We start from the raw sequence: 24752 nt of genomic DNA on the forward strand, positions 1-24752 counted from the left end.
ACCTCGGGGCAAAGAACTCGTTTGCCGCGTGGTGCACAAAGCGCGCCACCCTGCAGAGCAGGCCTAAACAATTGATTTTATTGGGCAACCAGGCACAGGCAGAGGAGTTGCGCTTCCGCCTGCGCAGCCTTGGCGAGCATAGGCGGAAGTCCGGCTTCCGCGCCCTGGACAGGCACCCCAAAAGGCGACAAGGCGCGGTTCGCCGGGCTTCTTCCGGCGTTTCTCGAGTGCTGCGAAAAAATTTTCGAACGCCATTTAAGTGCCGCCGAAAGTTCGTCGCCCTACCCCTTCAGCAGCCGAGCTAAGCCGGCTTCGACAGCCCACTCCTACGAAGGATCAAGTCCATGGCTCTCTCGATTCATACCAACTATTCCGCTCTCGTTACCCAGACCAACCTGAGCAAGACCAACTCCAAGCTGGCCACCAACCAACAGCGCCTGGGCACCGGCTTCCGCGTGAACAGCGCCGCGGACGACGCCGCCGGCCTGCAGATCGCCACCCGCCTGGACGGTCAGTCCCGCGGCATGGCCGTCGCCACCCGTAACGTCAACGATGCCGTTTCCCTGCTGCAGACCGGCGAAGGCGCCTTCAGCGAAATGACCGACATCGTTCAGCGCATGAAGGACCTGGCCACCCAGGCCGCCAACGGCACCAACAGCCAGACCGACCGTGATGCCCTGCAGTCCGAGTTCGACGAACTCGGCAAGGAAATGGGCAACATCATGAACAACACCAGCTACGCCGGCGACAAGCTGTTCGCCACCGGCGGCAAGTTCACCGCCAACGTCGACTTCCAGATCGGTTCGAGCAGCGGCGAAACCCTGAGCCTGGACGCTTCGGCCAACGTCAGCGGCGTTTCCACCGCACTGAGCGGCATCTCCGCCACCTTCGGCGGCACCAGCGGCGGCACCGAGCTGTCCACCGCTTCGGGCGCCAACGCCATGATCGACAAGATCGCCTCGGCCCTGGACAGCATCGGCACCCTGCGTGCCCAGTTCGGCGCCAACATCAACCGCCTGAACCACACCGCCAACAACCTGGCCAACATGAAAGACAACACCGACGTGGCCAAGGGCACCATCATGGACGCCGACTTCGCCTCCGAATCGGCTTCCATGACCAAGAACAGCATGCTGATGCAGTCGGGTATCTCGATGCTCAAGCAAGCTGGCCAGATGCCTGGCATGGTGATGTCGCTGCTGGGCTGATCCGCCGCGTAGCACCTCCCACGACAAACGCCCCGACTGCTTCGGGGCGTTTGTCGTTGCTTGGCGAAAAGTTTCGTCGGAAAGGTCTGCCACCCATCCATGTCAAGCCCCAGAGATTCAGAAATGGGACTTGTCTCTACATTTTGTTGACGCCAAAATGTCGGCCCTTTCTTACAAACGTCGAACAATTCCTACAAGAACGGGCCGGCGCAGCACCCCATGCACATGAGTCAGATTCCCCAGGCCCCCGAGGTCCGACCCGCTCCCCTGGGCAGCATCCGCACCGGGCTGGGCGACGGCTGCATCGCCCATTTCCATCCGGAGCTGTATCAGCTGGTCCTGCGTCGCGACGGCTACGAGGAAAAGGTAGAGCTGGGCTTTTCCGGCAGCCGCCTGCTCGAGCGACTGATGCGCGAGCCCGGCGAAGTGGTAGCGCGCGACGAACTGCTCTCCCACGCCTGGAGCGACCGGGTGGTCGGCCAGGGCAGTCTGAACCAGCAGATCTATACCCTGCGCCAGGTCCTGGGCGACGAAAAGCGCCGCGAGATCATCCAGACCCTGCCCCGCCGGGGCTACATGCTCAATCCGCAGTACGCCAGCCGCACCCCGCCGCCGGAAGCCCAGCCCATCGAAGCGCCGGAGCCGCTCAAGGCGATTTCCCTGGAGGAGGTCCTGCCGCCCGCGCTACGCCGCCGGCCAGTGGACTGGTTCGCCCTGGCGACGCCGCTGCTGCTGATCGTGCTGACCCTGGCCGCCGCGCTGCACCTGTTCAGCCAGCAGCCGCGCCTGGCCCGCGAAGAAACCAGCGTCGGCAACAAGCACTTCATCTATCTGGATGCCGACCACGACCGCCTGCGCCAGTTGCGCGAGCGGACCGCCGAACTCAGCGTGCGCCTGGGCGCCCTGAGTACGGCCGCCATGAATTTCACCTTGTCACGGCACGCCGGGTTCTACGAGATCGCCTGCAGTGACGCCGACGGCGCCACGCGCCTGCTGGTGGTCCACCAGGACCGCCTGGCCGCCCTCGACATCGGGCAACTGCGGAGCTGCCTGCCATGAAACCTGTACACCGGCTCGCCGCCAGTGCGGCGATCAGCCTCTGCCTGGCCGCCGGATTGCTCGGCGCCTGGTTCGAATACGGCTCCGCCAGCGAGTTCGCCGGCCGCTACCACAGCAGCGGCAAACTCTTGCTCAGCGACGGCCGCGACCTGCGCCTGGAATACAGCCTGCTGCTGAAGAACGACCGCTTCTACGCCATGACACGCCAGGGCGACACCGTGCAGCGCAGCGCCGGCAGCGTCGAATCGAGCTTCCTCGGCCACCTGCGCCTGCGCGTGGACAAGAGCGAGCTAAGCGAACTCACGCAGGCCGGCGCAACCGACAACGAGCTGCTTTTCGACCTGCTTTACGGCGGCGAGAGCAACAACGTCATCGACCTCGTTCCGCAAGGCGATTGCCTGTTCGCCGAGGAAACCCGGCAACTGTTCTGCCCCGAGCGCTACGCCGGCGATCACTGAGCCTTGACCGCTGCGGCGGGTGCAGCAGGCGCCGCGACTGTCGCTGCAGTTGCCGCTGGAGCCGGGCCCTGCCCTTCCTTCACACCCGGATCGCGCGGCGCGCTGAACGAAGCGCCGTGCGGGCCGAACTCGATCTGTGCCTGGTCTTCGCTGAACAGCTGGCGATAGAGCTTCTCCGCGCTGTCGGTCAGCAGCAGCAATTCGATGCGGCGGTTGGCGCCGTTCTGCGGGTCGGCCGGCAGCAAGGGCATGCCGTCCGCCTGGGCCGTCACCTGCAGCACGTTGGTCGCCGGCAGGCCCGACTCCACCAGCACGTTGCGCGCGCGCAGGGCGCGGTCGCCGGACAGGTTCCAGTTGTTGTAGCCATTGGCGCCACGGTACTGCACCGCATCGGTGTGGCCGCTGATGATCAGCTTGTTCTCGACCTTCGCCAGCACCGCGCCCAGGGCCGTCAGCAAGGTGCGGAAGTGCGGGTCGAGGTTGGCGCTGCCGCGCTCGAACATGAAGCGCTTCTGGTCGTCCTTGATCAGCACACGCAAGCCCTGCGGCACCACCTTGATCTCGACGTTGGCCAGCGCATCGACCTGTCCGGATACGGCGCGGATCAGCGCGGCCAGCTCTTGCAGGTCGACATTCGAATCGTAATGGCGCGGCTCTTTCGCGGTGTTCGGCTGCTGGTCGCCATTCGCCTCGGGCGTCGCCGTGGCGGCAGGCTGTGCCGGACGGGTCGGATCCTGCGGCTGCACTGGCATGGGCAATCCATCCAGGGCGATCGGGCTGCGGCTGGAGCCGTCGAAAACGCCGGCGCCGCCATCCACCAGCGGGTTGCTCTGCAGGTCGCCGGAAGACGGGTTCTGCAGCGCGCTGCGCGGCTGCACGATCCACAGCACCATGAACAGCGCCATCATCGCCAGGGTGAAGTCGGCAAAGGCCACCTTCCAGGCGGAGCTGTGCTCCTCGGCGTGGCCCTTCTTGCCGCGCCGCTTGATGATGATCTCGTGGTTCTGTTCGGCGCGCTTCCTCATGCCGCTTCCCTTTCATCCTCGTACTGGTTGACCCAGGTCTCGAGCTGGCGGAAGGCCGGCTTGACGTCCTGCTCGATCAGCTTGCGCCCGGCGTCCACCGCCAGCAGCGTGGGCTTGCCGGCGACGTGGGCGACCAGCGTGGTGCGCACGCACTCCAGGGCCGACAGCTCGGTCTTCACCCGCTGCGCCATGGCGTTGGAAAGCGGATCGAGCACGCAGTAGCAGAAGAAGATGCCGAGGAAGGTGCCGACCAGCGCGGCGGCGACGTGCGCGCCCACCTCGGCGACCGTGCCGCCGATGCTGCCCATGGTGATGATGATGCCCATGATCGCGGCGAGAATGCCGAAGCCAGGCATCGCCTCACCGACCTTGTGCAGCGACTTCGACGGCAGCAGCAGCGCGTGCTCCATGGCGTCCAGCTCCTGCTCGAGGAAGCCTTCGAGTTCGTGCGCGCTGATCTTGCCCATGGCCATCAGGCGGAAGTTGTCGGCGATGAACGCCATCAGGTTGTCTTCCTCGAGAATCAGCGGATAGCGTGCGAACAGCTCGCTCTGGCTGGGGTCCTCGATGTGCTCGTCGAGCACCTTCAGGCCGCCGACCTCGACCATCTCCAGCAGTTGGTAGAGGAGCATCAGCAGCTGGCGCTGGAACTCCTCGCCACGGCGCTTCTGGACGAACACGCCCTTGAGCTGGTGGAGCATTTCCACCAGCACTTCACGCGGGTTGGCCACCACCAGGCTGCCGAGACCGGCGCCGAGGATGATGAGCACTTCCGCCGGCTGCCAGAGCACGCCCATTTCGCCATGGGACATGGCGTAGCCGCCCAGGACGCAGGCGACGATGATCAGCGCGCCTATGACTTTCTGCATGATTCAGCTTCTCTCGCTCAGGTAACGGCAGGCCTTGTTCAACGCCTGCTTGCTCAATTGACAGACCCGGGCGTCGCTCACGTCGAGGACCAGGGCGATTTCCTTCAGGCTCAGCTCGTGCTGGTAGTACAGGGTCAGCACCAGGCGTTCGCGCTCGCTCAGCTGCGCCAGGGCCTGGGCCAGCATGCGCTCGCGCAGCACCCGCACCTCCAGTGCCGACTCGCCGTCGGCCAGGTGCTCCAGGCCCTCGCCGAGCAGCGCGTCGAGGCTCTCGATGGCCTCGGAAGTCTCAGCCTGCAGGTAGTCCTGGTAGCCGCGCTCGTCGAGGCCGGTGTGGGCGAGGATTTCCTTCTCGCTGGGCGCGCGGCCCAGGCGTCGGGTCAGCTCACGGATGCTGTCGCGCACCTTGTGCGCCTGCAGGCGCACCTGGCGCGGACGCCAATCCTGGCGGCGCAGCTCGTCGAGGATGGCGCCGCGGATGCGCAGCACGGCGAAGCCGGCGAAATGCTCGTCGGGCGTGCCGTAGCGGCGCAGGCTTTCGAGCAGGCCCATGAGGCCGATCTGCTCCATGTCCTCGCGATCCAGCACCTGGTTGGCCTGCAGCGACAGCTGGCTGACCACCCGCTTGACCAACGGCAGGTAGCGCAGCAGCCACTGCTGTTCGGCGCCGGGCGCGATGGCCGGATGACCGGCAGCCGGTGCGTGGTTCTGGTAGTCGAGGGCGCAATGGGCATTCATGGCCGTGGCCTTACTGGACGATCAGCTTGCTGACCAGCACATGCTGGAAGGGCGCGATCACCTTGCGCGTGGCGAAGTCGGCGAGCAGCACCTGCTCCAGCTCCGCCTGCAGCGCCGGCACGCTCTTGCCGCGCAGCTGCTCGAAGGTCAGCGCGCTCAGGTGCGCCACCGCCGAGTTGCGCACCATCGGGTCGATCTGCTCCAGCTTCTTCTGCGCCGTGCCCTGCTCCGCCTGCAGCACCAGGTCGAGCACGAAGTAGTGCTCGCGGCCGTCGCTGCCCGGCAGGCTGACGATGATCTTGGTGACCGGGAAGAACTCGAACTCGGCCGGCTCCTGCTCCTTCTCTTCTTCCTTGCCCTTGTCCTTGTCCGCGCCAGCCTTGGCCGCTTCGGCCTGGGCGCGCTCGGCCAGCAGCGGCCGCGCCAGGAACCAGGTCGCCGCCACGCCACCGCCGGCGACCAGCAGGTTGAGCACGGTGACCAGCAGCATGATCCGCGGCATTGTCATAAAGGGTTTGCGAACCTCGATTTCATCCATTGCTTGCTCGTCCTCAGACGGTTACCAGCACGTCGCGCGGGCGCCGTTCGGCATCCTCGGCAGTGCCCTGCTCGCCATTCGCGGCGCGCACTTGTGTTTCTTCCAGCCAGGGCGCCGGGCGCCCCTGCTGGGCCTGTTGCTGCGACCCCTGCTGCGCGGTGCGACCGTCGGAGACCTGCACATCGACCACCTGCAGGCCGTTGCCGGCGATGTCCTGGCGCAAGCGCTCGGCGCCCTGCTGGATCATTCGCGCAACGTCGCTCTGCTGGGCGTGGATCTGCACCGTCAGGCGTCCGGCCTCCTGGCTCAGGTGGATGTCCAGGCGCCCCAGTTCCGCGGGGTCGAGGCGAATGCTCGCGCTCTGCTGGTTCTGCTTCAGTTGCAGCTCGACGTTGTCGCGCAGCGCATCGAGCATCTGCTCGCCCCAGCGCTCGGCTGGGGCCTGCAGGCTCAACTGACGCTCCGGAACGGGCATCGATGCGGGCGCTGTCGAAGGCTGTGCCGGCGCTGTCGGAGCGCTAGCTACAGGCGTGGTTCCAGCGGGTTCGCCAGCCTGGGCGGCGAGCTTGTCGAGCTGGCTGCGCAGGGTGTCGTCGAGCGTGGAGTCGGTCTTGCCCGGTGCGGCATCCGGCGTGGCATGCGCCTCTTTCGGCAAGGCCGCCAATGGCAGCGCCTGGCCGCCTGCCGGCTGCACCGGCATGGCCTGCACGGCCGGCAGGCCGGAGCGCCACTGCGGCAATGCGCTGGCGGCCGCCTGCGCGGCTTTCAGCACGCCCTGCGCAACGCCAGACGCATCGGCGCCCGAGTCGCGCGCCTGCAGGGTCACTTCGCGCTGACCCAGCATGCTCGCCAGCCATTGCTCGGCCGCGGGCACGGCAGATTGCGCCGGATCGGCCTGGGGCACATCGGTCGGCGTCGGCGTCGCAGCCTGGGCGTCCTGGGGCGTATCGGCACCGGTCGCCTGGACCGGCACTGCGTCCTGCGCGGCATCCGCCTGCAAGGCCAGTTGAGCACCGAAAACATCGCCCGGCACAACCGCATCGGTGGCGCCATCGCGCGCGGCTTCCGCCTTGCCCTTGGCGCCTTTCGCATCCTTGGCATCTCGGTCGCCGTCGGCACGGCCCATGGCCGGCACGCTGCCCAGTTGCGCCGCCGGCAGCGGCGCGTCGTTGCCCGGCGTCGCTTTCGCCGCCAGGCCGGGATTCACTTGCAGCACCCTTACCTCCCAGCCAACACGCGGTCGATGTGCATGTACGCGGAGCGCCCTTCGGCGTACTCCAGATGACTCATGAGCAATTGCCGCAGGCGCTCCAGCTCGCGCGAACCTTGCTGCCGAGCCTGCTCGTGCAGGGCCTGCAGGTCGCGCTTGGCGGCCAGCGCGGCGTCATCCAGCGCCGGGCCGGCGGCCAGGCGCTCGAGCAGCGTGCGGATCAACTGGTCGATCTCGCCCAGGCGCTGCCAGTCGCCGAGCGCCAGCACTTCGGCCAGGCGCGCATGAACTTCACGCAGTGCGCGCACGACGTTGTCAGCCACGGGCGGCATGGACACCGGCCCACCCCTCGCGGAGCGTGCCAAGCAGCCCGACCACTTCGTCCAGGCCTTCCAGGGACAGGCTCACGCTGACCTCGGAAAGCTTGTAGATGCAGTAGTCGTAGAGGCGCGCCAGGTCCTGCACGACCTGCCCACCGGCGTCGAGGTCGAGGGCGCTGGAGAGGCCGTTGAGGATGTTCATGCACTTCTCCAGGGAACGGCCCTTCTGCTGGAAGCGCCGCGCCTCGATATGGCCGCGCGCGCGGGCCAGCTCGTCGAGCAGGCCGTCGAACAGCACCAGCACCAGTTCGTAGGGGGAAGCGGCGGCGGCGCGAGCCTCGAGGTCCACCGAGCGGTAGCTGTCGTAGCCTTCGTTCATCGAGTAGGTCATGTGAACATGCTGGAGGTCTGGTCCATGGAATTCATGACTTGCATGAGGTTGGTGTACTGCTTCAGGTAGCGGTTGTAGGACGCGTCATAGCGGGTCTGCAGCGCATCGAGCTGGTCGCTGACGTCACTGAGCTTCTGGTTCAGGCTGTTCACCCGCGAGGTCAGCAGGCCGCTGCTGGAACTGGTGTAGGTCTTCAGCGTGTCGTGCAGGCTGTCGATCAGGTTGCCCTTGCCGCTGAACAGGTTCTCGAAGCCTTCGGCGTTCTGCGCCAGGGCCTTGTCGAACTTGCTGCTGTCCACGGTCAGCTTGCCGTTGCTGTCGGCGCTGATGCCGTAGGCGATCAGGTTGGCGCCGCCGAAGCTGGTGCGGATCAGGCCGTTCACCGCCGACTTGATCGCCTGCACGCTGGAATCACCGGCCAGCGCGCCGCGCGAACTGCTGCTGGAGCCGCTGGCGGTGAGCGTGGAAAGGCTGCTCACCAGGGCGTTGTAGGCGTCGAGGAAGGTCTGCAGTTTCTTGGTGGTGCCGGCCTTGTCCTGGCCGATGTCCAGGGTCAGGGGCGAGCCGGCCGGGTCGCTGACCTTGTTGAAGGTCAGGCTCACGCCGTCGATGGCGTCATCGAAGGTGTTGCTGCCGTTGCGCAGCTCGATGCCGCCCTGCCCGCCCAGGTAGACGATGGCGTCCTTGGCGCTGGTCAGTTGCTTGCGGCCGTCGATGGAGGTCTGCACCGCGGTGTTGCTGCTCGACACGCTGATGGCCTGGTCGGCGCCGGTGTCGTTGCTGGTCAGCACCAGGTTGACCGCGCCGTTGCTGCGCACCAGGGTCGCGGTGAGGCCGGTGTTGTCGCTGGCGCCGTTGATCTTGGTGGCCAGCGCCGAAAGGCTGGTCACGCCGGTCATGTCGACGTTGAAGGTCTTGCCGTTCTGGCCGAGGGTCAGGCTGCCGCTGCCCAGGTCGCTGTCGCTCAGGCCCTGCAGGGCGAACTGGTCCTTGGACGCCAGCTGCTGGACGAAGAACTGGTAGCTGCCGGCGGTCGCAGTGGCGCCGACGGTGGCGGTGGCATAGCCGTCGTCGCTGAAGGTCGCGCTGTTGACCAGCATGCTGCTGGCGCCGCTAGTGGTGCTCTTCAGGCCCGTCACTGCCGAGTCGAAGGTGCTCAGGGCGGTCTTGAGCTGATTCACAGCACTGAGCTGGTTGTTGTAACTGGTCTGATTACGGTTCAGCCGGGTCTGCGACGCCTGGATGTCGTACTTGGCCAGCTGCGTGGCCATGCTCTGGACGTAATCGGAATCTATGGTTGCCATGGTCAGGTACCCCTTTGCGAGCCTTAGAGCAATATCGATGCCAACGCCTGAAAGCCCCATGAAACGGGGCTTCCAGACATCCGCAGGGTGAAAGGACACTTCCGCCAGAAGAAACCGGAAGCCAGCCCGGAAACGGCGTTTCCGCCTGCCGGGAACGGAGCTGCTCCCCTCTACAGGCGACGCGCAGAAGGCGGGGCTTAAGCGGTGGGATAGGGGAAATCCCGTAGGAGCGAGCTTGCTCGCGAACCGCACGGCACGACGCCCCCTGTAGGAGCGGCCCATGGCCGCGATTCGCGCGCATGGCGCGCTCCTACGAGGGGCATCGGTACGGGGATTTTCGCGGATGAGTTCCGCTCCTACGGGGGATGCCGAAGGTTCGTGGCGGGCGCTTTGGCAGGGGCAGCAGGCAAAAAAACGGCGCCCTGGGGCGCCGTATAGGAATGGATTCAGTAGACGGGCGAGTAGACCCCGTGCCCGCCTCTGTCGGCCAGTAGCTGGCCGAGGATTTCGTGGTGCATCGCCAGCAGGCGGCCGTTGCGTTCGTTGAGCAGGCGGCATTCCTCGACCTGTTCGCCCAGTTGCTGCCAGTCGCGCTGCAGGGCTTCGCGGCCGGCGCCGGGGAAGTGTTCGAGCAGGCGCTGCATGCCGGCGCGGTCGATGTGCAGGCCGAATGCCTGGAGGACCTTGGTGCGGCGTTCGGCGCGTTCGCGCACGCTGGCCACCAGCTCTTCGATGCGCTGGTTGCCGCGGGCGATGGCTTCGCTGTCACGGGCCATCAACTGGTCGTGCAGCTCCAGCAGCGCCGCGCGCAGGTACAGGTAGTCGGCCCGGTCGAGGCGGACGTCGGCCTCGATCAGTTGCAGCAGGCGGGCGCGCTTTTCGCTCATGCACCGCCGCCGTGGAAGTCGAGCATGCTGCGCGACAGCGCCTCGGGGTCGAGGGAGATCTCGCCGCGCGCCAGGGCGTCGCGAATCGCCGCGACCTTGTCCAGGTCGACGTCCGGCAGCGCGCCCAGGGCGTCCTGCAGTTGCTCGACCGGCAGGGTCGCGGCAGTGCCGGTGGCCTGGCTGGTAGCGCCTTGCGCCGTGGCCTGGGTGGACGCGCGCGAGGTCGCGGCGGTCTGCACCGGGGTGCCGAGGGCGGGCTTGAGTTGGCGGGTGATTTCCATGCTCGAATCCAGAATAAGGGGGGCCTATCGACCCACAGGCGACCCATGCGCCGAAGAACTTAAATGCTGCCTCATCAATCCTGCCCGCGCCACCACGCCTGGGCGGCCAGGCCGTCCTGGATCTTCTGTTCCTGGCGCGCCAGCTGCGCCTGCCATTGCTCCAGGCGCGATTCGATGACGTGCTCCAGCACCTTCTCGCCACGCATGGCCTGCAGCAGTTCGGCCTGGATGCGCTCCAGGGTCTGCTCGGCCACTTCCAGCTCGCGCTGCTGCAGGGCCAGCATCTTGAACAGCGTGGCCTTGTACTGCTGCTGGTTGCCGCGTTGCAGCGCGGTGCTGGTCGGCACCACGAAGCCGCACAGGCGGTTCAGGCCGGTGATGTTGTTGCGGTAGCGCTGGCACAGGCCGCGCTGGTAGTTGACCCGCCCGAGCATCTCGCGCACGCGGTTGCCGCGCACGCCGGCGAGCCGGCGCAGGGTGTCGATCTGTTCTTTCATCCGCGCAGTACCGTTTGCAGGGTTTCACGGCTGGCCGCGAGGTCGGCGCCCTCGCCCACCTCCTGGCGCAGGAAGCGTTCCAGGGCCGGGGCCAGTTGCACGGCACGGTCGGTGCGCGCGTCGAGCCCCGCCGTATAGCCGCCGAGTGGGATCAGCTCGCGGATTTTCTCGAAGGTGCCGTGAAACTCCTTGAACTGCCGCGCCGCGCGCAGTTGCTGCGGGTCGCCGACCTGCGCCATGCAGCGGCTGACCGAAGCGCCTATGTCGATCGCCGGGTAGTGGCCGATATCGGCCAGGCGCCGCGACAGCACGATGTGGCCGTCGAGGATGGCCCGCGCGCTGTCGGCGATCGGGTCCTGCTGGTCGTCGCCCTCGGCGAGCACGGTGTAGAGCGCGCTCAGGCTGCCGCTGCCGGCCACGCCGTTGCCAGCGCTTTCCACCAGCTCCGGGAGCATGCCGAACACCGACGGCGGGTAGCCCTTGGTCGCCGGCGGCTCGCCCAGGGCCAGGGCGATCTCGCGCTGGGCCATGGCGTAGCGGGTCAGTGAATCGACCAGCAGCAGCACGTCGCGGCCCTGGTCGCGGAAATAGGCGGCGATGCTGTGGCACAGCTCGGTGGCCTTCAGGCGCATCAAGGGCGACTCGTTGGCCGGCGCGACTACCACCACGGCCTTGCGCCGGCCTTCCTCGCCGAGGGAGTGCTGGATGAATTCCTGCACTTCGCGGCCGCGCTCGCCGATCAGCCCAACCACCACCACATCGGCCTTGGTCTGCCGGGTGATCATGCCCAGCAACACGCTCTTGCCCACGCCGCTGCCGGCGAACAGGCCCACGCGCTGGCCCTTGCCGAGGGTCAGCAAGCCGTTGATGGCGCGCACGCCGACGTCCAGCGCCTCGGTCACCGGGCGGCGCTTGAGCGGGTTGACCGTTGGCAGCTGGGTCGACAGCGGATCGCGCCCGCCGAGCCGGCCGAGTTCGTCGAGAGGCTCGCCGAGGCCGTTGACCACGCGTCCCAACCAGGACTCGTCGATACGCAGCGCGGCCTGCTCTTCCGCCGGGAACACCCGCGAGCCGGCGGCCAGGCCGACCGGTTTCTTGAACGGCATCAGATAGGTGGTGTCGCGGTTGAAGCCAACCACCTGGGCGTCGAGCAGGCTGCCGTCGGCCTGTTCGACCATGCAGCGCTGGCCGGTGGCGCGGCGGCAACCGAGGCTCTCCAGGAGCAACCCGGAGACCCGCACCAGGCGCCCGCTGACCTTCGCCAGCTGGACTGCATCGAGCGAGCGCAGGGCGCCGTCGAGATCGAGGTCGCGGTCGAAGCCGAAGCCGAAGCCGTCGCCCAGGGCCATGGTCAGGCTTCGCCCAGCAGGTGCTCGTCGAGCACTTGCATGCAGCTATCCAGGCGCTGCTGGCAGCCGATATCGGTTTCCTCTTCGGCGGTCAGCAGCCGGCACTCGCCCAGCGCCAGGCGCTCGTCGGGTACCAGGCGCCAGGCCGCCGCACGCTCCGGGGCCAGCTCGCGGATGCGCGCGCACTCCTCGGGGTTGAGCAGCAGCTGCACGCTCTCCGGGCGTTCCGGCATCGCCGCCAGGGCCTCGTCGGCCAGGCTCAGCAATTGGGTCGGATGCAGGGTCAGCTCGCAGCGGATGACTTGCCGGGAAACCTTCTGCACCAGCTCCAGCAGCTGCTCGCGGCGCTGCGCCTCGAACTGCTCGGCGAAGCGGCGGAACTCCTGGCACAGGCGATCCAGCGGCTGCGCCGCGGTTTCGAACACCTGGCGCCCCTCGGCACGGCCTTCCTCGCGGCCCAGGCGCAGGCCTTCCTGGCGACCGCTGCGCAGGCCTTCCGCGTGGCCGGCTTCGCGCCCTTGTTCGAGGCCTTCGTGGTAGCCCTTCTCGCTGCCCTGCTGGTAGCCGTCCGCTACGGCGCGTTGCAGTTCGGCCGGATCGCCGCCCTGCCACTGCTCCTGCAGGGCCCCGCTGCAACGCGGCGGGAATCGGTACGGCCGCCACTCGCGGGTGCTGCCGCGGATAACCTTGACCGTCATGTTCGCCTCACTCCACCGTCTGTTCGCGGAACAGCTGCAGCTGGATTTCGCCTTCGGCGGCCAGCTCGCGGACCATGCCCATGATGTCGCGGCGCACCTGCTCGACGCGGCTCAGCGGCACCGGACCCTGGCGGCGCTTGATGGAGTCCATCTGCTGCGCCTGTCGCTTGGGCATGGCCGCCTGGATGGCCTTGACCAGCGCCGGCTCGGCGCCCTTGAGCGCGACCACCCACTCTTCCAGGGGGATGGCTTCGAGCAGCGCCTGCAGGGTGTCCTGGGACTGCCGGGAGAGGATGAAGAAGTCGTACATCTCCTCCTCGATGCGCTCCACCAGGTCCTCGCTGTGCCCGCGCAGCAGCTCGAACATCTGGTTCCGGTCGCCCTTGAAGCGGTTCATGATGTCCGCCGCCTGCTTGATGCCGCGTACTTGCGAGCCCTGCGCGGAAAGCACCTGCAGGCTGCGGTCGATCAGTTGCTCGAGTTCGGCGATGACTTCGCTGCTGACCTCGCTGAGGTTCGCGATGCGGTAGAGCAATTCGTCCTGGCGCTCGGCCGGCAGGCATTCGAGCACCTCGCTGGCCATCGACGGCGGCAGGAAGGCAAGGAACACCGCCTGCATCTGCGCGTGCTCGTTGGCGATCAGCGCAGCGAACTGCTTGGGATCGAGCCATTCCAGGCGGGCCATCTTGGCGCGGATTTCCTCGCCGTAGATGCTGTCCAGCAGGCTGCGGGTGATGTCGCTGCCCAACGCCTTGCCGAGCATGCCGGCGAGGTAGCCGCGCGAGGCACCCTTGATGCTGCTCTGCTCCTTGTAGTCCTCGAAGAAGCGGCCGATGACGTCCGAGACCATCGGCAGCTTGACGTTGTTCAGCCGCGCCATGGCCTGGCTGATGCTGATGATCTCCTCGCGGGAGAAGTGTCGCAGCACGCCGGCGGAGGTTTCGTCACCCATGCTCAGCATGAGGATCGCCGCCTGTTCCATGGAGCTCATGTTGCGCCGGCGCGCCGGTACGCGCGGCTCTTCAGCCGACGGGTTGGAGGTCTCGCTCATTGCGCCCTATCCATTGCTTGATCACTTCGGAGACCCGCTCGGGATCGTTCTTGGCCAGCATCTGCAGGTGTTCGATCTGGTGCTCCAGGCCCGAGCCGGGCGCCGGCAGGCGAATCTCCGACAGCGGGTTGAGTTCGCTGAACACACCCAGCGCGCGCGGTTCGTCGCCGACCCGGGCGAGCAGGCGCTCGGCGGCGCGTTCGCCGCTGAGCAGCGGCGCCAGGCCGTCGTTGTCGTCCACTGCCACGCCCGACGCCGGACGGTTGCTCAGGCTGCGGACCGCCGGGCGTACCACCAGCAGCACCAGCAGCAGGCTGACCAGGGTGAAGGCACCCAGCCGGGCCCAGCCCTGCAATTGCGGGTCGGCCCACCAGGGGCTCGCCGCGTCAACGGGTTCGGCGGCGACGAAGGGCAGCACCGAGATCGACAGGCTGTCGCCACGCGCGGCGTTGAAGCCGACGGCGTTCTTCACCGCCTGTTCCATCTGTTTGCGCGCCTCTTCGTTCCAGCCATCCTTGGGCGCGACGTTGGCGTTGATCATCACCGCGATGCTCTGCTGGCGCAGGTTGAAGGGCGCGCGCTTCACATGGGTGACGGTCTGGTCGTAGTCGATCTGCCGGTTGGATTCCTGGCGCAGCGAGGTGGCCGACTTGTTCTGGCCCTTCTCGCCACCAGCACCATTGGCGCCACCGGCTGCGGCCGCCTGCGCATTGCCGGCGCCCTGCTGCGGGTCGTTCGGCTTGGCCGGGGCCAGGTTGCTCAGCGAGCCGGGCACGCCCAGGGCGAGCTCGTCCAGGGTGCGGTCGTCGCGGGTGGTCTCGCGGCGCAGGCGCGGGTTGTCGCCGTAGGTCTGGCGGGTTTCCTCGGCCTGGCTGAAGTCGATGTCGGCGGCCACGCTGACGCGGTAGTTGCCGGCGCCGAGGATGGGCGCGAGGACCTGCTCGACGTTGGCCACGGCCTTCTGCTGGAAGTCGTCGACCAGTTGGCCGTTTTCCTGCGAGCCGCCCCAGGCGCTGAGCCCGCGCGACAGCAGCACGCCGTGCTGGTCGACCACGCTGACGCTCTCCGCCTGCAGCTGCGGCACGCTGTTGGCCACCAGGTTGACCACCGCGGCGACCTGGTCCGGCTTGAGCTTGTAGCCCGGCGCCAGTTGCAGCATCACCGAGGCCTTGGCCGGGTCGCGCTGGCTGACCACGAAGGAGCTGTCCTGCTCCAGGGCCAGGTGTACACGCGCCTGCTGCACGCCTTCCAGGGTCATCACGGTGCGCGCCAGCTCGCCTTCGAGGCTGCGTTTCAAGCGCACGTCCTGGACGAACTGGCTGGTGCCCAGCGGCTCGTCCTTGTCGAACAGTTCGTAGCCAGCCGGCACCGCGACCTTCACACCCTTGGCCGCCAGCAGCATGCGCACGTGGGCCAGCTGGTCGTCACGCACCAGCACCTGGCCGCTCTGCGGGTGCAGGCGATAGGCGACGCCCTCGGCGTCGAGCACCTGCATGACCTCGGCGGCCGGGAAGGCTTCGCCTGCGCCATACAGCGGATGGAAGGCGCCCTGGTCGCGCCACAGGTACCAGGTGCTGCCCAGGGCCAGCAACGCGGCGCCGCCGGCCAGGCCGAGCAGGCTCAGGCGCGGGTCGAAGCGCAGCTTTTCCAGGGGCAGGCGGGTTTTGATCTTCTGCAGCACGGTTCAGCCCTTGTCCGCCGTCACAGCGGCATGCTCATGATTTCGTCGAAGGCGCTGCTCAGCTTGTTGCGCACCTGCAGCAGCGCACTGAAGGAGACGCTGGCCTTCTGGCTCTCGATCATTGCCCCGGCCAGGTCATCGCTCTGCCCGCTGTCTACCGCTGCCATGGCCGCGCTGGCCTGGTGCTGCTGGGCGTCCACGGCGCGCAGCGCGTCCTCGAAGGCATTGCCGACGCCGGCCTCGGCGACCGCGCCGTCGATCTGCGCGGCCGGGCGGATCGGCGCCGCGGACAGCTCGCGCATTTGTTCCATCTGCCCGAGCATGTCGTTACGGGCCTGCAGAATTGGGTTCATTCACGGGGTCTCGGGTCAGAAGGACAGGTGCACGCCCTGCTCGCGCATGGCATTGAGCCGGTAGCGCAGCGCGCGCGGCGTCATGCCGAGGCTTTCGGCGGCCTTGGTCTTGTGCCCGCCGAAACGGCGGATGGTGTCGATCACGTGCTGGTACTCGGCCCACTTGCCGCTGGCGCGCAGCGCAGCCTTGCCGCCTTCGGCCGGCAGCTGCGCCACCGGGGCGGCTTCCACCAGCCCGGCAGGCGGTGCGAGGCCCAGGTCGCGGGGCTGGATGAACAGCCCGGCGCGCAGCACCAGGGCGCGCTGGATGACGTTTTCCAGCTCGCGCACGTTGCCCGGCCAGTCGTGGGCCAGCAGCGCCTGGCGGGCCGGCTCGGTGAGCAGCTCGGCGTGGCGCTCCTGCGGCGCGTACTGGCCGATGAAACGCTGGGCCAGGGCCAGGATGTCGTCCTTGCGCTCGCGCAGCGGGCTGATGTGCAGCGGCAGCACGTCGAGGCGGAACATCAGGTCGGAACGGAAACGCCCGGCGGCCACTTCGTCCTGCAGGTCACGGTTGGTCGCGGCGATGATGCGCACGTCCAGGCGAATCTCGCGCTGCCCGCCCAGGCGCTCTACGCGCTGCTCCTGCAGCACGCGCAGCAGCTTGGCTTGCAGGCCCAGCGGCAACTCGCCGATCTCGTCCAGCAGCAGGGTGCCGCCGTTGGCCTGTTCGAACTTGCCCGGCTGGGCGCTGACAGCGCCGGTGAACGCGCCGCGTTCGTGGCCGAAAAGAATCGATTCGAGCATTTGTTCGGGGATTGCCGCGCAGTTCACCGCGACGAAGGGCGCCTGCGGATCGGCGGAGAAGCGATGGATGTAGCGCGCCATCAGCTCCTTGCCGGTGCCGGTTTCGCCAGTGATGAGGATGGGCGCGCGGGTCTGCGCCACGCGCTGGGCCATGGCCAGCAGGCGGCGGCCGGCGCGCGATTGCGAGACGAAGCCCTCGCCGGCGGCCTGGGCCTGTTCGTGGCGGTGCAGTAGCGCGGCCAGCTGACTTTCGCTGAAGGGCGCCAGCAGGTAGTCGACGCAGCCCAGCTCCAGCAGCTGCGCGGCCACTTCCTGGTCGGCGTACTCGACCACCGGCACCAGGCTCAGCTGCGGCACCCGCTGCAGCAGCTCGGCGATGTGCGGGAAAGTGCGCGCCGGTTGGCGCTCGGCGAAGACGAACACCGGGCCGAACGCCTGCAGGTCGTAGCCGTCCAGCTCGGCCGGATGGCGTACCCGCAGCACCTCGCGACCGAGTCGCGCCAGCCCCTCGTTGAGCAGGTCCAGGCCGATCTCGCCGGTCCCGCCGACGATCACCACCTGCTGCTCGGCCGGGGTGATCCGGGCCGCCTGACTGGACAATTGATTGAACTGTTTCAATGCAACTTTCCTGCTTCTCGGCTGCCTTGGGCAGCACTCGTTTATTTCATCGCCCGCACATCGACGATGAACTTCCGCCGTTTATGGAGGTCATTTCCCTGGCAACTTTCCGGCCTTTTATAAAGACCCTCGAAAAGTTCACCTCTTTCTTCAGTTCTTTCTTCGACAGGGCTTAAGAAGTTCCACTTCCCGGTCGCCCTGCTCATTCACGGGCTGCTTTTTGTTGCGCACCCCGTCACTGCCGCAACGTTAACCAGATCACAGCGAAACTCCCCAGTCAGTTCTCGTCAAATTCGCTTAGGCGCCCTCCGCTGACGATCAAAAACGTCATTTGATATCTATTGATTTAACCGCAAGCCCCCGCCGCCATAGACTTCCGCCCATCTGCAGAGGCTCCCCGGTGATTTTCCCGACGGCCCCGGCGAGCACCTCAGGTTCGTCCTGCCCGGCACCGTCCGGGAGCGCCGCGAACGCCTTGAGCAGCCCCAACTTCCGGAATTCGACACAACCCATGACTGGCCCATCCAAAGTCCACCACGGCGTGCCCTCGGAAAGACTCACGCGCTTGCAGCCACACAAGTTGGGCCGGCATCACCATCGCGTTCCGCAATATATTCGCGAGATCGTCCATAAATATCCGCGGACCATCAGCGACTATTTCCTGCGCAACTACCGGATCAACCTGGAGTTGCAGAAGATCGAGGTCCACGAGCAGGCGCCGCGACCGGCCGAATGCGTGTTCAGCTGCCCCGGCGGCAAGGTCGGTTTCGCCATCGATCGCCCGCTGCTGACCGAGGCCCTGGAGTGCTACTACGGCGGCACCTCGCTGCCGAGCCACGACACCCCGCCGATCAGCACCTCCGAGCAGCGCATGCGCAAGCGCCTGGGGGTGGACGTCAGCCAGCTGTTCGCCCGCTCGCTGCTGCTGGGCGACACCTTTGGCGAGCTGAGCCCGCACGACAACGACTACGAGATCGTGCAGTGGGAATACGTCGCCGAGTTCCAGTTCCTCAGCCACATCACCGGCAACACGGCAGCGCTGCACATCTACCTGGACGGCGAGCTGACCGACGAACTCACGGCGCGCCTCTCCGGCCCGCCGCCGGCGCGGCTCAACGGCGACCCCATGCAGCACCTGCTGCACCTGCCGGTGCGCCTGGATTGCGTGATCGCCGCCCTGCAGCTGCCGTTGAACCAGGCGCTGGACCTGCGTCCCGGCGACATCATCCCGGTGCGCATGCTGGAGCGCTGCGACGTGCAGGTTAACCAGCAGAAACTCTTCCGCGGCAGCCTTTTCGAAGAAGATGGCGGCCTTTTCCTGACCTCCCTGGAAAGCGTGACAAGCCCATGAGCCAAGTGACCGACAGCGAACTGGACAACCTGCTCAACGATGCGGGCCTGGCCCTCGACGAGCCGTCCATGCCCAGCCCCGAAGCCTCCCCGGCGGCGCGCCAGGACCTGAGCTTCTTCGGCAAGATCCCGGTGAACCTGACCCTGGAGGTCGCCTCCACCGAGATTTCCCTGAAGGAGCTGATGGAGGTCGACACTTCCAGCGTCATCGTCCTCGACAAGCTGGCCGGCGAGCCGCTGGACCTGAAGGTCAACGGCGCGCTCTTCGCCAAGGCCGAGGTGGTGGTGATGAACGGCAACTACGGCCTGCGCGTGCTGGAACTGTGCGGCGCCGGGCTGGACGACCTGACCCGATGAACCGCGCGCGGCACTGGCTGGCGCTGGGCCTGGGGCTTGCCGGGATGCTTCCCGGCGTGGTCCTGGCCGCCGGCGGCGAGGTTTCGTTGCTGAGCCTGAACGACACTGGGCATGGCCAGGAACTGAGCGTGAAGCTGCAGATCCTGGTGATGATGACGCTGCTCGGCTTCCTCCCGGCCATGCTGCTGATGATGACCAGCTTCACCCGCTTCATCATCGTCCTGTCGATCCTGCGCCAGGCCCTGGGCCTGCAGCAGAGCCCGCCGAACAACATCCTGGTGGGCATCGCCCTGTGCATGACCCTGCTGGTCATGCGCCCGGTGTGGAAGGAGGTCTACACCGAGGCCTACGTGCCCTTCCAGGCCGACAGCATCACCCTGGAAGAGGGCCTGGGCCGCGCCAAGGGCACCCTGAGCCGCTTCATGCTCGCGCAGACCTCCAAGACCTCGCTGGACACCCTGCTCGCCCTGGCGGGCGAGAAGATGCCGGAGAACAAGGCCGATCTCGACTTTTCGCTGCTGTTGCCGGCCTATGTGCTCAGCGAGCTGAAGACCGCCTTCCAGCTCGGCTTCATGATCTTCGTGCCCTTCCTGGTCATCGACCTGGTGGTGGCCAGCGTGCTCATGGCGATGGGCATGATGATGCTCTCGCCGATGATGATCTCGCTGCCGTTCAAGCTCATGGTGTTCGTCCTGGTCGACGGCTGGGCGCTGCTGATGGGCACCCTCACCTCCAGCATCCAGCCGTTCTGAGGCCGCCATGCTCACCCCGGAATACGCCGTCGAGTTCATCGCCAACGCAGTGCACATCACGGCCATCGTGGTTTGCGTGCTGGTCGTGCCGAGCCTGCTCGGAGGCCTGCTGGTGAGCATTTTCCAGGCCGCCACGCAGATCAACGAACAGATGCTCAGCTTCCTTCCGCGCCTGCTGATCACCCTGGGCATGCTGGTGTTCGCCGGGCACTGGATCCTGCGCACGCTGAGCGACCTGTTCATCGAGACCTTCAAGCAGGCCGGACACCTGGTCGGCTAGGCAGGACGCGACGGATGCTTGCCAACGAGTCGCTGCTTGAGGCCAGCCAGTACCTGCAGGAGATGCAGCGCTACTGGTGGCCGTTCTGCCGGATCATGGCGCTGGCGACCACCGCGCCGGTGCTCGGCCACAAGTCGCTTCCCAAGCGCGCCCGGGTTCTGCTCGTCCTGGCGCTGACCCTGGCGCTGTCCACTGCCCTGCCCCGCCCTCCGCAACTCGACGCGCTGTCGGCCGCCGGCATCCTCGCTGCCATCGAGCAGGTCGCCGTGGGCGCCCTGCTCGGCCTGACCCTGCAACTGGTGTTCGTGATCTTCAGCGTGGTCGGAGAGATCGTCTCGACCCAGATGGGCATGAGCATGGCGCGCTACAACGACCCGGTGAACGGCGTGTCCTCGTCCTCGGTGGTCGGCCAGTTGTACTTCCTGCTGATCGCCCTGCTGTTCCTCGCCAGCGACGGCCACCTGCTGGCGGTCAGCGTGATCTACCAGAGCTTCGTCTATTGGCCGGTGGGCAGCGGCCTGAGCTACGCCGGCTTCGCCACCTTCATCTACGCCATGGCCTGGGTGCTGTCCGCCGCCACGCTGCTCAGCCTGCCGCTGGTGTTCGCGCTCTTCCTCGTGCAGTTCTGCTTCGGTTTGCTCAACCGCATCTCGCCGGCGATGAACCTGTTCTCCCTGGGCTTCCCCATGGCGATCCTGGCGAGCCTGGCATGCATCCACCTGACCCTGCCGGAGCTGCCGGAAAACTACTTGCACCTCTCCCGCGAGCTGCTCGACAACCTCGGCCACCTGCTGCGGGAGGCCAGCCATGGCTGAGAACAGCTCCGGGGAAAAGACCGAAGAGGCCAGCGCGCACAAACTGCGCAAGAGCCGCGAACAGGGCCAGGTGCCGCGCTCGAAGGACCTGGCCGGCACGGTCGCGCTGCTCTGCACCCTGCTCGTGCTCAAGGCCTGCGTCGGGCGCTTCTGCCAGGGCCTGGAGGACAGCTTCCGCTTCTCCTACCTGGACCTGAAGCACAGCGAGATCGGCCTGAACGACCTGGCGCTGATCCTCGGCCAGCACATCTGGCTGCTGGTCCAACTGCTCCTGCCGCTGCTGCTAACGCCCTTGCTGGTGGTGACCTTCGGCATGGTGCCTGGCGGCTGGATCTTCGCTTCCGCGAACCTGGCCTTCAAAGCCGGCAAGATCAACCCGATTTCCGGCCTGGCGAAGATGTTTTCGCCGCAGAACCTCACCGAATTGCTGAAATCGCTGCTGAAGATGGCCGTGCTGCTGACAGTGGCCTGGTATCAGTTGCAGGAAGCGATCCCGGAGCTGATCCAGCTGCAGCGCGGCGACATCCGCACGGCCATCGGCGGCTCCCTCGGCCTGCTCTACGACACCCTGATCGGCCTGCTCATGGTCTTCGTCCTCTTCGCCTTGCTCGACGTGCCGCTGCAGCGCTTCCTGTTCCACCGGCGCATGCGCATGACCAAGCAGGAGCGCCGCGAGGAGCACAAGAACCAGGAAGGCCGCCCGGAAGTGAAGGCGCGTATCCGCCAGGTGCAGCGGCAGATGCTGCAGCGGCAGATCAACCGCGTGCTACCCAAGGCCGACGTGGTGGTGACCAACCCCACGCACTTCGCGGTGGCGCTCAAGTACGACCCGAAGAAGGCCCAGGCGCCCTACGTGCTCGCCCGCGGCATGGATGAGATGGCCCTGTACATCCGCCAGGCCGCCGCCAAGCACCAGCTGGAAGTACTCGAGCTGCCGCCGCTGGCCCGCGCCATCTACTTCAGCACCCAGGTCAACCAGCAGATCCCGGCCGGCCTGTATACCGCCGTGGCCCACGTGCTGACCTACATCCTGCAGCTGCGTGCCTACCGCCAGGGGCGCCGGCAACGCAAGCCGGAACTGGCCACCCACCTCCCCATTCCCGACAGCCTGGCAAGCAGAGGCCACCCATGAATTTCCTCGAGCAACTCCTGCCGACACTGCGCAGCGGGCGGATCGGCATCCCGCTGGTCGTCCTCTCCATCCTGGCGATGATCATCCTGCCGCTGCCGCCGCTGCTGCTGGACGTGCTCTTCACCTTCAACATCGGCATCGCCCTGCTGGTGCTGATGGTCAGCGTGTCCTCGCGCAGCCCGCTGGACTTCTCGCTGCTGCCGACCGTGGTGCTGGTCACAACCCTGTTGCGGCTGTCGCTGAACGTCGCCTCCTCGCGCGTGGTGCTGCTCGACGGCCATACCGGCTCGGGCGCGGCGGGCAAGGTGATCGAGGCCTTCGGCCACGTGGTGATCGGCGGCAACTTCATCGTCGGCATCATCGTCTTCGTGATCCTGACCATCATCAACTTCATGGTCATCACCAAGGGTGGCGAGCGGATTTCCGAAGTGACCGCGCGCTTCACCCTGGACGCCCTGCCCGGCAAGCAGATGGCCATCGACGCCGACCTCAACGCCGGCCTGATCGACCAGGCCGAAGCGAAGAAGCGCCGCGCCGAGGTGGCCAAGGAAGCCGACTTCTACGGTGCGATGGACGGCGCCTCGAAGTTCGTCCGCGGCGACGCCATCGCCGGCATCCTGATCCTGCTGATCAACCTCTTCGGCGGTGTCGCCATCGGCGTCTTCGTCTACGCCATGGCCGGCGGCGAGGCGTTCCGCCAGTACGCCCTGCTGACCATCGGCGACGGCCTGGCGGCGCAGATCCCGGCGCTGCTGCTGTCCACCGCGGCGGCGATCATCATCACCCGGGTCAACGAGTCGGCGGAGATCACCGCGCTGGTGCGCCGGCAGATGCTCGCCTCGCCCTCCATCCTTTATACGGTGGCCGGCATCGTCACCGTCCTGGCCATGGTGCCGGGCATGCCGCACCTGGCGTTCTTCAGCTTCGCCGCGCTGATCGCCTTCGTCGCCTGGCGCGTGTCGCTGGCCGAGCCACCGAGCGAGGCGCAGGAACTGGACAAGGTCGAAGCCCTGGGCAAGGCGATGGACCAGGAGCGCGTGCAGAACCTCGACTGGGACGACATCCCGCTGGTCGAGCGGCTGTCGGTGTCGCTGGGCTACAAGCTGGTCGGGCTGGTCAACGAAGCCGGCGGCGCGCCGCTGGTGCAGCGCGTGCGCGGAGTGCGCCAGACGCTCTCGGAAAGCCTCGGCTTCCTCCTCCCGGAAGTGCATATCCGCGACAGCCTGCGGCTGAAGGCCGGGCAATACAGCATCCACATCAGCGGCGAGCGCATCGACGGCGCCGAACTGCACGCCGACCGCCTGATGGCGATTCCCTCGGCGGAACTCTACGGCGAGATCGACGGCATCCTCGGCCACGACCCGGCCTACCAGATGCCGGTGGTGTGGATTCGCCCGGAAGACAAGCCGCGCGCGCTCAACCTCGGGTACCAGGTGATCGACTGTGCCAGCGTCATCGCCACGCACCTGAACAAGGTGATCCGCGAGCACCTGCCGGAAATCTTCAAGCACGACGACGTCGAGCAGCTGATGCAGCGCCTGGCCAGCCAGTCGCCGAAGCTTGCCGAGCACCTGCGTTCGCAGCTGAGCTTCAGCCTGCAGCACCGCGTCTACCGCCAGCTGCTGCAGGAGCAGGTGCCGCTGCGCGACGTGGTCAGCATCGCCACCACCCTGGTGGAGTCGGCGGAAACCACCAAGGACCCGGTGCTGCTGGCCTCCGACGTGCGCTACGCGCTGCGCCGCAGCATCGTCTCGGGCATCGCCGGCGAACGCGGCGAGCTTTCGGTGTTCATCCTCGACAACAACCTGGAGAACACCCTGCTCAGCGCCCTGGCCATCGCCCAGCAGGCAGGCCCGGTGAGCCTGGACAACATCCCGGTGGAGCCGAACCTGCTCAACCAGTTGCAGAACACCATGCCGGTGGTGAAGGAAAAGCTGCGCAAGGACGGCCACCCGCCGATCCTCACCGTGATGCCGCAACTGCGCCCACTGCTGGCGCGCTATGCCCGCGTGTTCAGCCCCGGCCTGCACGTGCTGTCGCAGAACGAAATCCCCGAGCGCGTGGCGGTGAACATCCTCGGCACCCTCGGCTGAGGTCAGCCCGGCGCCGGCGTGCGACGACCGGCGCGCAGTTCGTTCATCAGCTCGTTGAAGGTGACCGAGGGCAGCTCCAGCTTCAGACCGGCCTCGTACTGGCCGGTCTGCGCGTTTTCCCGCGCCCAGACGCAGCGCATCTTCACTTCGGCCACGCGCATGCGGTCCTCGCGGTCACGCATGCGCAGGCGCAGGTCGAGCAGGCTGTCGACCTCCAGCAGTACATCGCAGCGCAGCTTCAGGCCGCTTTCCGAGACATCGGCGGCATAACCGATCAGCGCGCCGCTGGCGGCGTCGTGGACACGAATACGGAACATCGAGCGGAAAGCAATTCGGTCGTGCTGGCGCATGGGAAACCTGGTCGTTGGCGGACTCTTCGGAAAAGAGGGCGACCGCCGGACGGTCTCGCTTAAGTCCATCGCGATGCCAAAATGCCGCAATACCGGATATTGTGACTGGCATCACAGGAATGCTCTTACAGACTTCGCTCGCGACCGCCTGCCGAAGGTCGAAATGACGACCTCGGCTCCGCGCTGACAGACTCGGCGCCGGCACGCTTGAACCAATCTGCAATGAGCCAGAAGCCACGGGCTGAACACCGGCGAACGGCGCCGATCATGCCGCTATCGTGGCAACCACGCACACACAGGAA

General features: G+C 66.9%; 28 protein-coding genes. 10 read left to right on the plus strand and 18 right to left on the minus strand.

Annotated elements, in window-relative coordinates:
* Positions 1-344 precede the first annotated feature (344 nt).
* From lafA to ACA097_RS00160, 3 genes are all read left to right on the plus strand, one after another.
* Positions 345-1208: a lateral flagellin LafA gene (gene lafA, locus ACA097_RS00150; RefSeq protein ID WP_043252167.1), complete on the plus strand. Its 864-nt coding sequence runs from the start codon at positions 345-347 to the stop codon at positions 1206-1208.
* Positions 1209-1433: 225 nt separating this feature from the next.
* Positions 1434-2267 carry a transcriptional regulator gene (locus ACA097_RS00155; protein ID WP_371367636.1) on the plus strand — a complete coding sequence of 278 codons (834 nt, stop codon included), beginning with the start codon at positions 1434-1436 and terminating at the stop codon, positions 2265-2267.
* Positions 2264-2725: a hypothetical protein gene (locus ACA097_RS00160; RefSeq protein WP_043252163.1), complete on the plus strand. Its 462-nt coding sequence runs from the start codon at positions 2264-2266 to the stop codon at positions 2723-2725. Before ACA097_RS00155 ends, ACA097_RS00160 begins: the two co-directional genes overlap by 4 nt.
* On the opposite strand, the gene ACA097_RS00165 is transcribed toward ACA097_RS00160, so the two are convergent.
* From ACA097_RS00165 to ACA097_RS00245, 17 genes are all read right to left on the minus strand, one after another.
* Positions 2719-3750, minus strand: coding sequence for an OmpA family protein (locus ACA097_RS00165; RefSeq protein ID WP_371367638.1), 1032 nt, complete (start codon positions 3748-3750; stop codon positions 2719-2721). The genes ACA097_RS00160 and ACA097_RS00165 overlap by 7 nt on opposite strands.
* Positions 3747-4619 (minus strand): flagellar motor stator protein MotA, encoded by an 873-nt coding sequence (gene motA, locus ACA097_RS00170; RefSeq protein ID WP_043252161.1) that lies wholly within the window; start codon positions 4617-4619, stop codon positions 3747-3749. Before motA ends, ACA097_RS00165 begins: the two co-directional genes overlap by 4 nt.
* A gap of 3 nt (positions 4620-4622) precedes the next feature.
* Positions 4623-5357 (minus strand): FliA/WhiG family RNA polymerase sigma factor, encoded by a 735-nt coding sequence (locus tag ACA097_RS00175; protein ID WP_043252159.1) that lies wholly within the window; start codon positions 5355-5357, stop codon positions 4623-4625.
* Positions 5358-5367: 10 nt separating this feature from the next.
* Positions 5368-5865 carry a flagellar basal body-associated FliL family protein gene (locus tag ACA097_RS00180; protein ID WP_043257254.1) on the minus strand — a complete coding sequence of 166 codons (498 nt, stop codon included), beginning with the start codon at positions 5863-5865 and terminating at the stop codon, positions 5368-5370.
* Positions 5866-5908: 43 nt separating this feature from the next.
* Entirely contained in the window at positions 5909-7111 is a 1203-nt protein-coding gene (locus ACA097_RS00185; RefSeq protein ID WP_371367643.1) for a flagellar hook-length control protein FliK, read from the minus strand.
* 2 nt (positions 7112-7113) lie between these two features.
* Positions 7114-7437: a hypothetical protein gene (locus ACA097_RS00190; RefSeq protein WP_371370587.1), complete on the minus strand. Its 324-nt coding sequence runs from the start codon at positions 7435-7437 to the stop codon at positions 7114-7116.
* Positions 7421-7816, minus strand: a complete 396-nt coding sequence (fliS, locus tag ACA097_RS00195; RefSeq protein ID WP_371367645.1) for a flagellar export chaperone FliS — start codon at positions 7814-7816, stop codon at positions 7421-7423. The genes ACA097_RS00190 and fliS overlap by 17 nt, the downstream gene beginning before the upstream one ends.
* Complete coding sequence (gene fliD, locus ACA097_RS00200) at positions 7813-9120, minus strand: flagellar filament capping protein FliD (RefSeq protein ID WP_371367647.1); 1308 nt, start codon at positions 9118-9120, stop codon at positions 7813-7815. The genes fliS and fliD overlap by 4 nt, the downstream gene beginning before the upstream one ends.
* A 446-nt stretch (positions 9121-9566) precedes the next feature.
* Positions 9567-10007, minus strand: coding sequence for a flagellar export chaperone FlgN (gene flgN, locus ACA097_RS00205; RefSeq protein ID WP_371367649.1), 441 nt, complete (start codon positions 10005-10007; stop codon positions 9567-9569).
* Positions 10004-10288 carry a flagellar biosynthesis anti-sigma factor FlgM gene (gene flgM / locus ACA097_RS00210; RefSeq protein ID WP_371367651.1) on the minus strand — a complete coding sequence of 95 codons (285 nt, stop codon included), beginning with the start codon at positions 10286-10288 and terminating at the stop codon, positions 10004-10006. Before flgM ends, flgN begins: the two co-directional genes overlap by 4 nt.
* Positions 10289-10362: 74 nt before the next feature.
* Positions 10363-10785, minus strand: coding sequence for a flagellar FliJ family protein (locus ACA097_RS00215; protein WP_043252137.1), 423 nt, complete (start codon positions 10783-10785; stop codon positions 10363-10365).
* Positions 10782-12134 (minus strand): flagellar protein export ATPase FliI, encoded by a 1353-nt coding sequence (gene fliI / locus ACA097_RS00220; RefSeq protein ID WP_371367653.1) that lies wholly within the window; start codon positions 12132-12134, stop codon positions 10782-10784. The genes ACA097_RS00215 and fliI overlap by 4 nt, the downstream gene beginning before the upstream one ends.
* Positions 12135-12136: 2 nt before the next feature.
* Positions 12137-12832: a flagellar assembly protein FliH gene (fliH, locus tag ACA097_RS00225; RefSeq protein WP_371367655.1), complete on the minus strand. Its 696-nt coding sequence runs from the start codon at positions 12830-12832 to the stop codon at positions 12137-12139.
* Positions 12833-12839: 7 nt separating this feature from the next.
* Positions 12840-13883, minus strand: a complete 1044-nt coding sequence (locus ACA097_RS00230; protein ID WP_043252132.1) for a FliG C-terminal domain-containing protein — start codon at positions 13881-13883, stop codon at positions 12840-12842.
* Positions 13855-15564, minus strand: a complete 1710-nt coding sequence (fliF, locus tag ACA097_RS00235; RefSeq protein WP_371367657.1) for a flagellar basal-body MS-ring/collar protein FliF — start codon at positions 15562-15564, stop codon at positions 13855-13857. Before fliF ends, ACA097_RS00230 begins: the two co-directional genes overlap by 29 nt.
* A 20-nt stretch (positions 15565-15584) precedes the next feature.
* Complete coding sequence (locus ACA097_RS00240) at positions 15585-15917, minus strand: flagellar hook-basal body complex protein FliE (RefSeq protein WP_043252128.1); 333 nt, start codon at positions 15915-15917, stop codon at positions 15585-15587.
* Positions 15918-15932: 15 nt separating this feature from the next.
* The gene (locus ACA097_RS00245; RefSeq protein ID WP_371367660.1) at positions 15933-17321 is read right to left on the minus strand and encodes a sigma 54-interacting transcriptional regulator; all 1389 of its coding nucleotides are present in this window, start codon (positions 17319-17321) and stop codon (positions 15933-15935) included.
* A gap of 511 nt (positions 17322-17832) precedes the next feature.
* Between ACA097_RS00245 and ACA097_RS00250 the strand changes: the two genes are divergently transcribed.
* Genes ACA097_RS00250 through ACA097_RS00280 form a run of 7 tightly spaced genes read left to right on the plus strand, consistent with a single transcriptional unit; the run spans position 17833 to position 24100 of the window.
* Positions 17833-18672 carry a FliM/FliN family flagellar motor C-terminal domain-containing protein gene (locus tag ACA097_RS00250; RefSeq protein ID WP_043252123.1) on the plus strand — a complete coding sequence of 280 codons (840 nt, stop codon included), beginning with the start codon at positions 17833-17835 and terminating at the stop codon, positions 18670-18672.
* Positions 18669-19028 carry a flagellar motor switch protein FliN gene (locus tag ACA097_RS00255; protein WP_043252121.1) on the plus strand — a complete coding sequence of 120 codons (360 nt, stop codon included), beginning with the start codon at positions 18669-18671 and terminating at the stop codon, positions 19026-19028. The genes ACA097_RS00250 and ACA097_RS00255 overlap by 4 nt, the downstream gene beginning before the upstream one ends.
* On the plus strand, positions 19025-19780 hold the full coding sequence (gene fliP, locus ACA097_RS00260) for a flagellar type III secretion system pore protein FliP (protein WP_371367663.1): 756 nt from the start codon (positions 19025-19027) through the stop codon (positions 19778-19780). Before ACA097_RS00255 ends, fliP begins: the two co-directional genes overlap by 4 nt.
* Positions 19781-19787: 7 nt before the next feature.
* The gene (locus tag ACA097_RS00265; protein WP_043252117.1) at positions 19788-20060 is read left to right on the plus strand and encodes a flagellar biosynthetic protein FliQ; all 273 of its coding nucleotides are present in this window, start codon (positions 19788-19790) and stop codon (positions 20058-20060) included.
* A gap of 14 nt (positions 20061-20074) precedes the next feature.
* On the plus strand, positions 20075-20875 hold the full coding sequence (gene fliR / locus ACA097_RS00270; protein ID WP_371367665.1) for a flagellar biosynthetic protein FliR: 801 nt from the start codon (positions 20075-20077) through the stop codon (positions 20873-20875).
* Positions 20868-22007: a flagellar biosynthesis protein FlhB gene (locus tag ACA097_RS00275; RefSeq protein ID WP_371367667.1), complete on the plus strand. Its 1140-nt coding sequence runs from the start codon at positions 20868-20870 to the stop codon at positions 22005-22007. The genes fliR and ACA097_RS00275 overlap by 8 nt, the downstream gene beginning before the upstream one ends.
* Complete coding sequence (locus ACA097_RS00280; RefSeq protein ID WP_371367669.1) at positions 22004-24100, plus strand: flagellar biosynthesis protein FlhA; 2097 nt, start codon at positions 22004-22006, stop codon at positions 24098-24100. Before ACA097_RS00275 ends, ACA097_RS00280 begins: the two co-directional genes overlap by 4 nt.
* Before the next feature lie 2 nt (positions 24101-24102).
* Here ACA097_RS00280 and ACA097_RS00285 read toward each other — a convergent pair whose 3' ends face one another.
* Positions 24103-24450 carry a PilZ domain-containing protein gene (locus ACA097_RS00285; protein ID WP_043252109.1) on the minus strand — a complete coding sequence of 116 codons (348 nt, stop codon included), beginning with the start codon at positions 24448-24450 and terminating at the stop codon, positions 24103-24105.
* Positions 24451-24752: the final 302 nt, after the last annotated feature.

The sequence above is a fragment of the Pseudomonas sp. QL9 genome (assembly GCF_041409665.1).
Taxonomy (GTDB): Bacteria; Pseudomonadota; Gammaproteobacteria; order Pseudomonadales; family Pseudomonadaceae; genus Pseudomonas; species Pseudomonas knackmussii.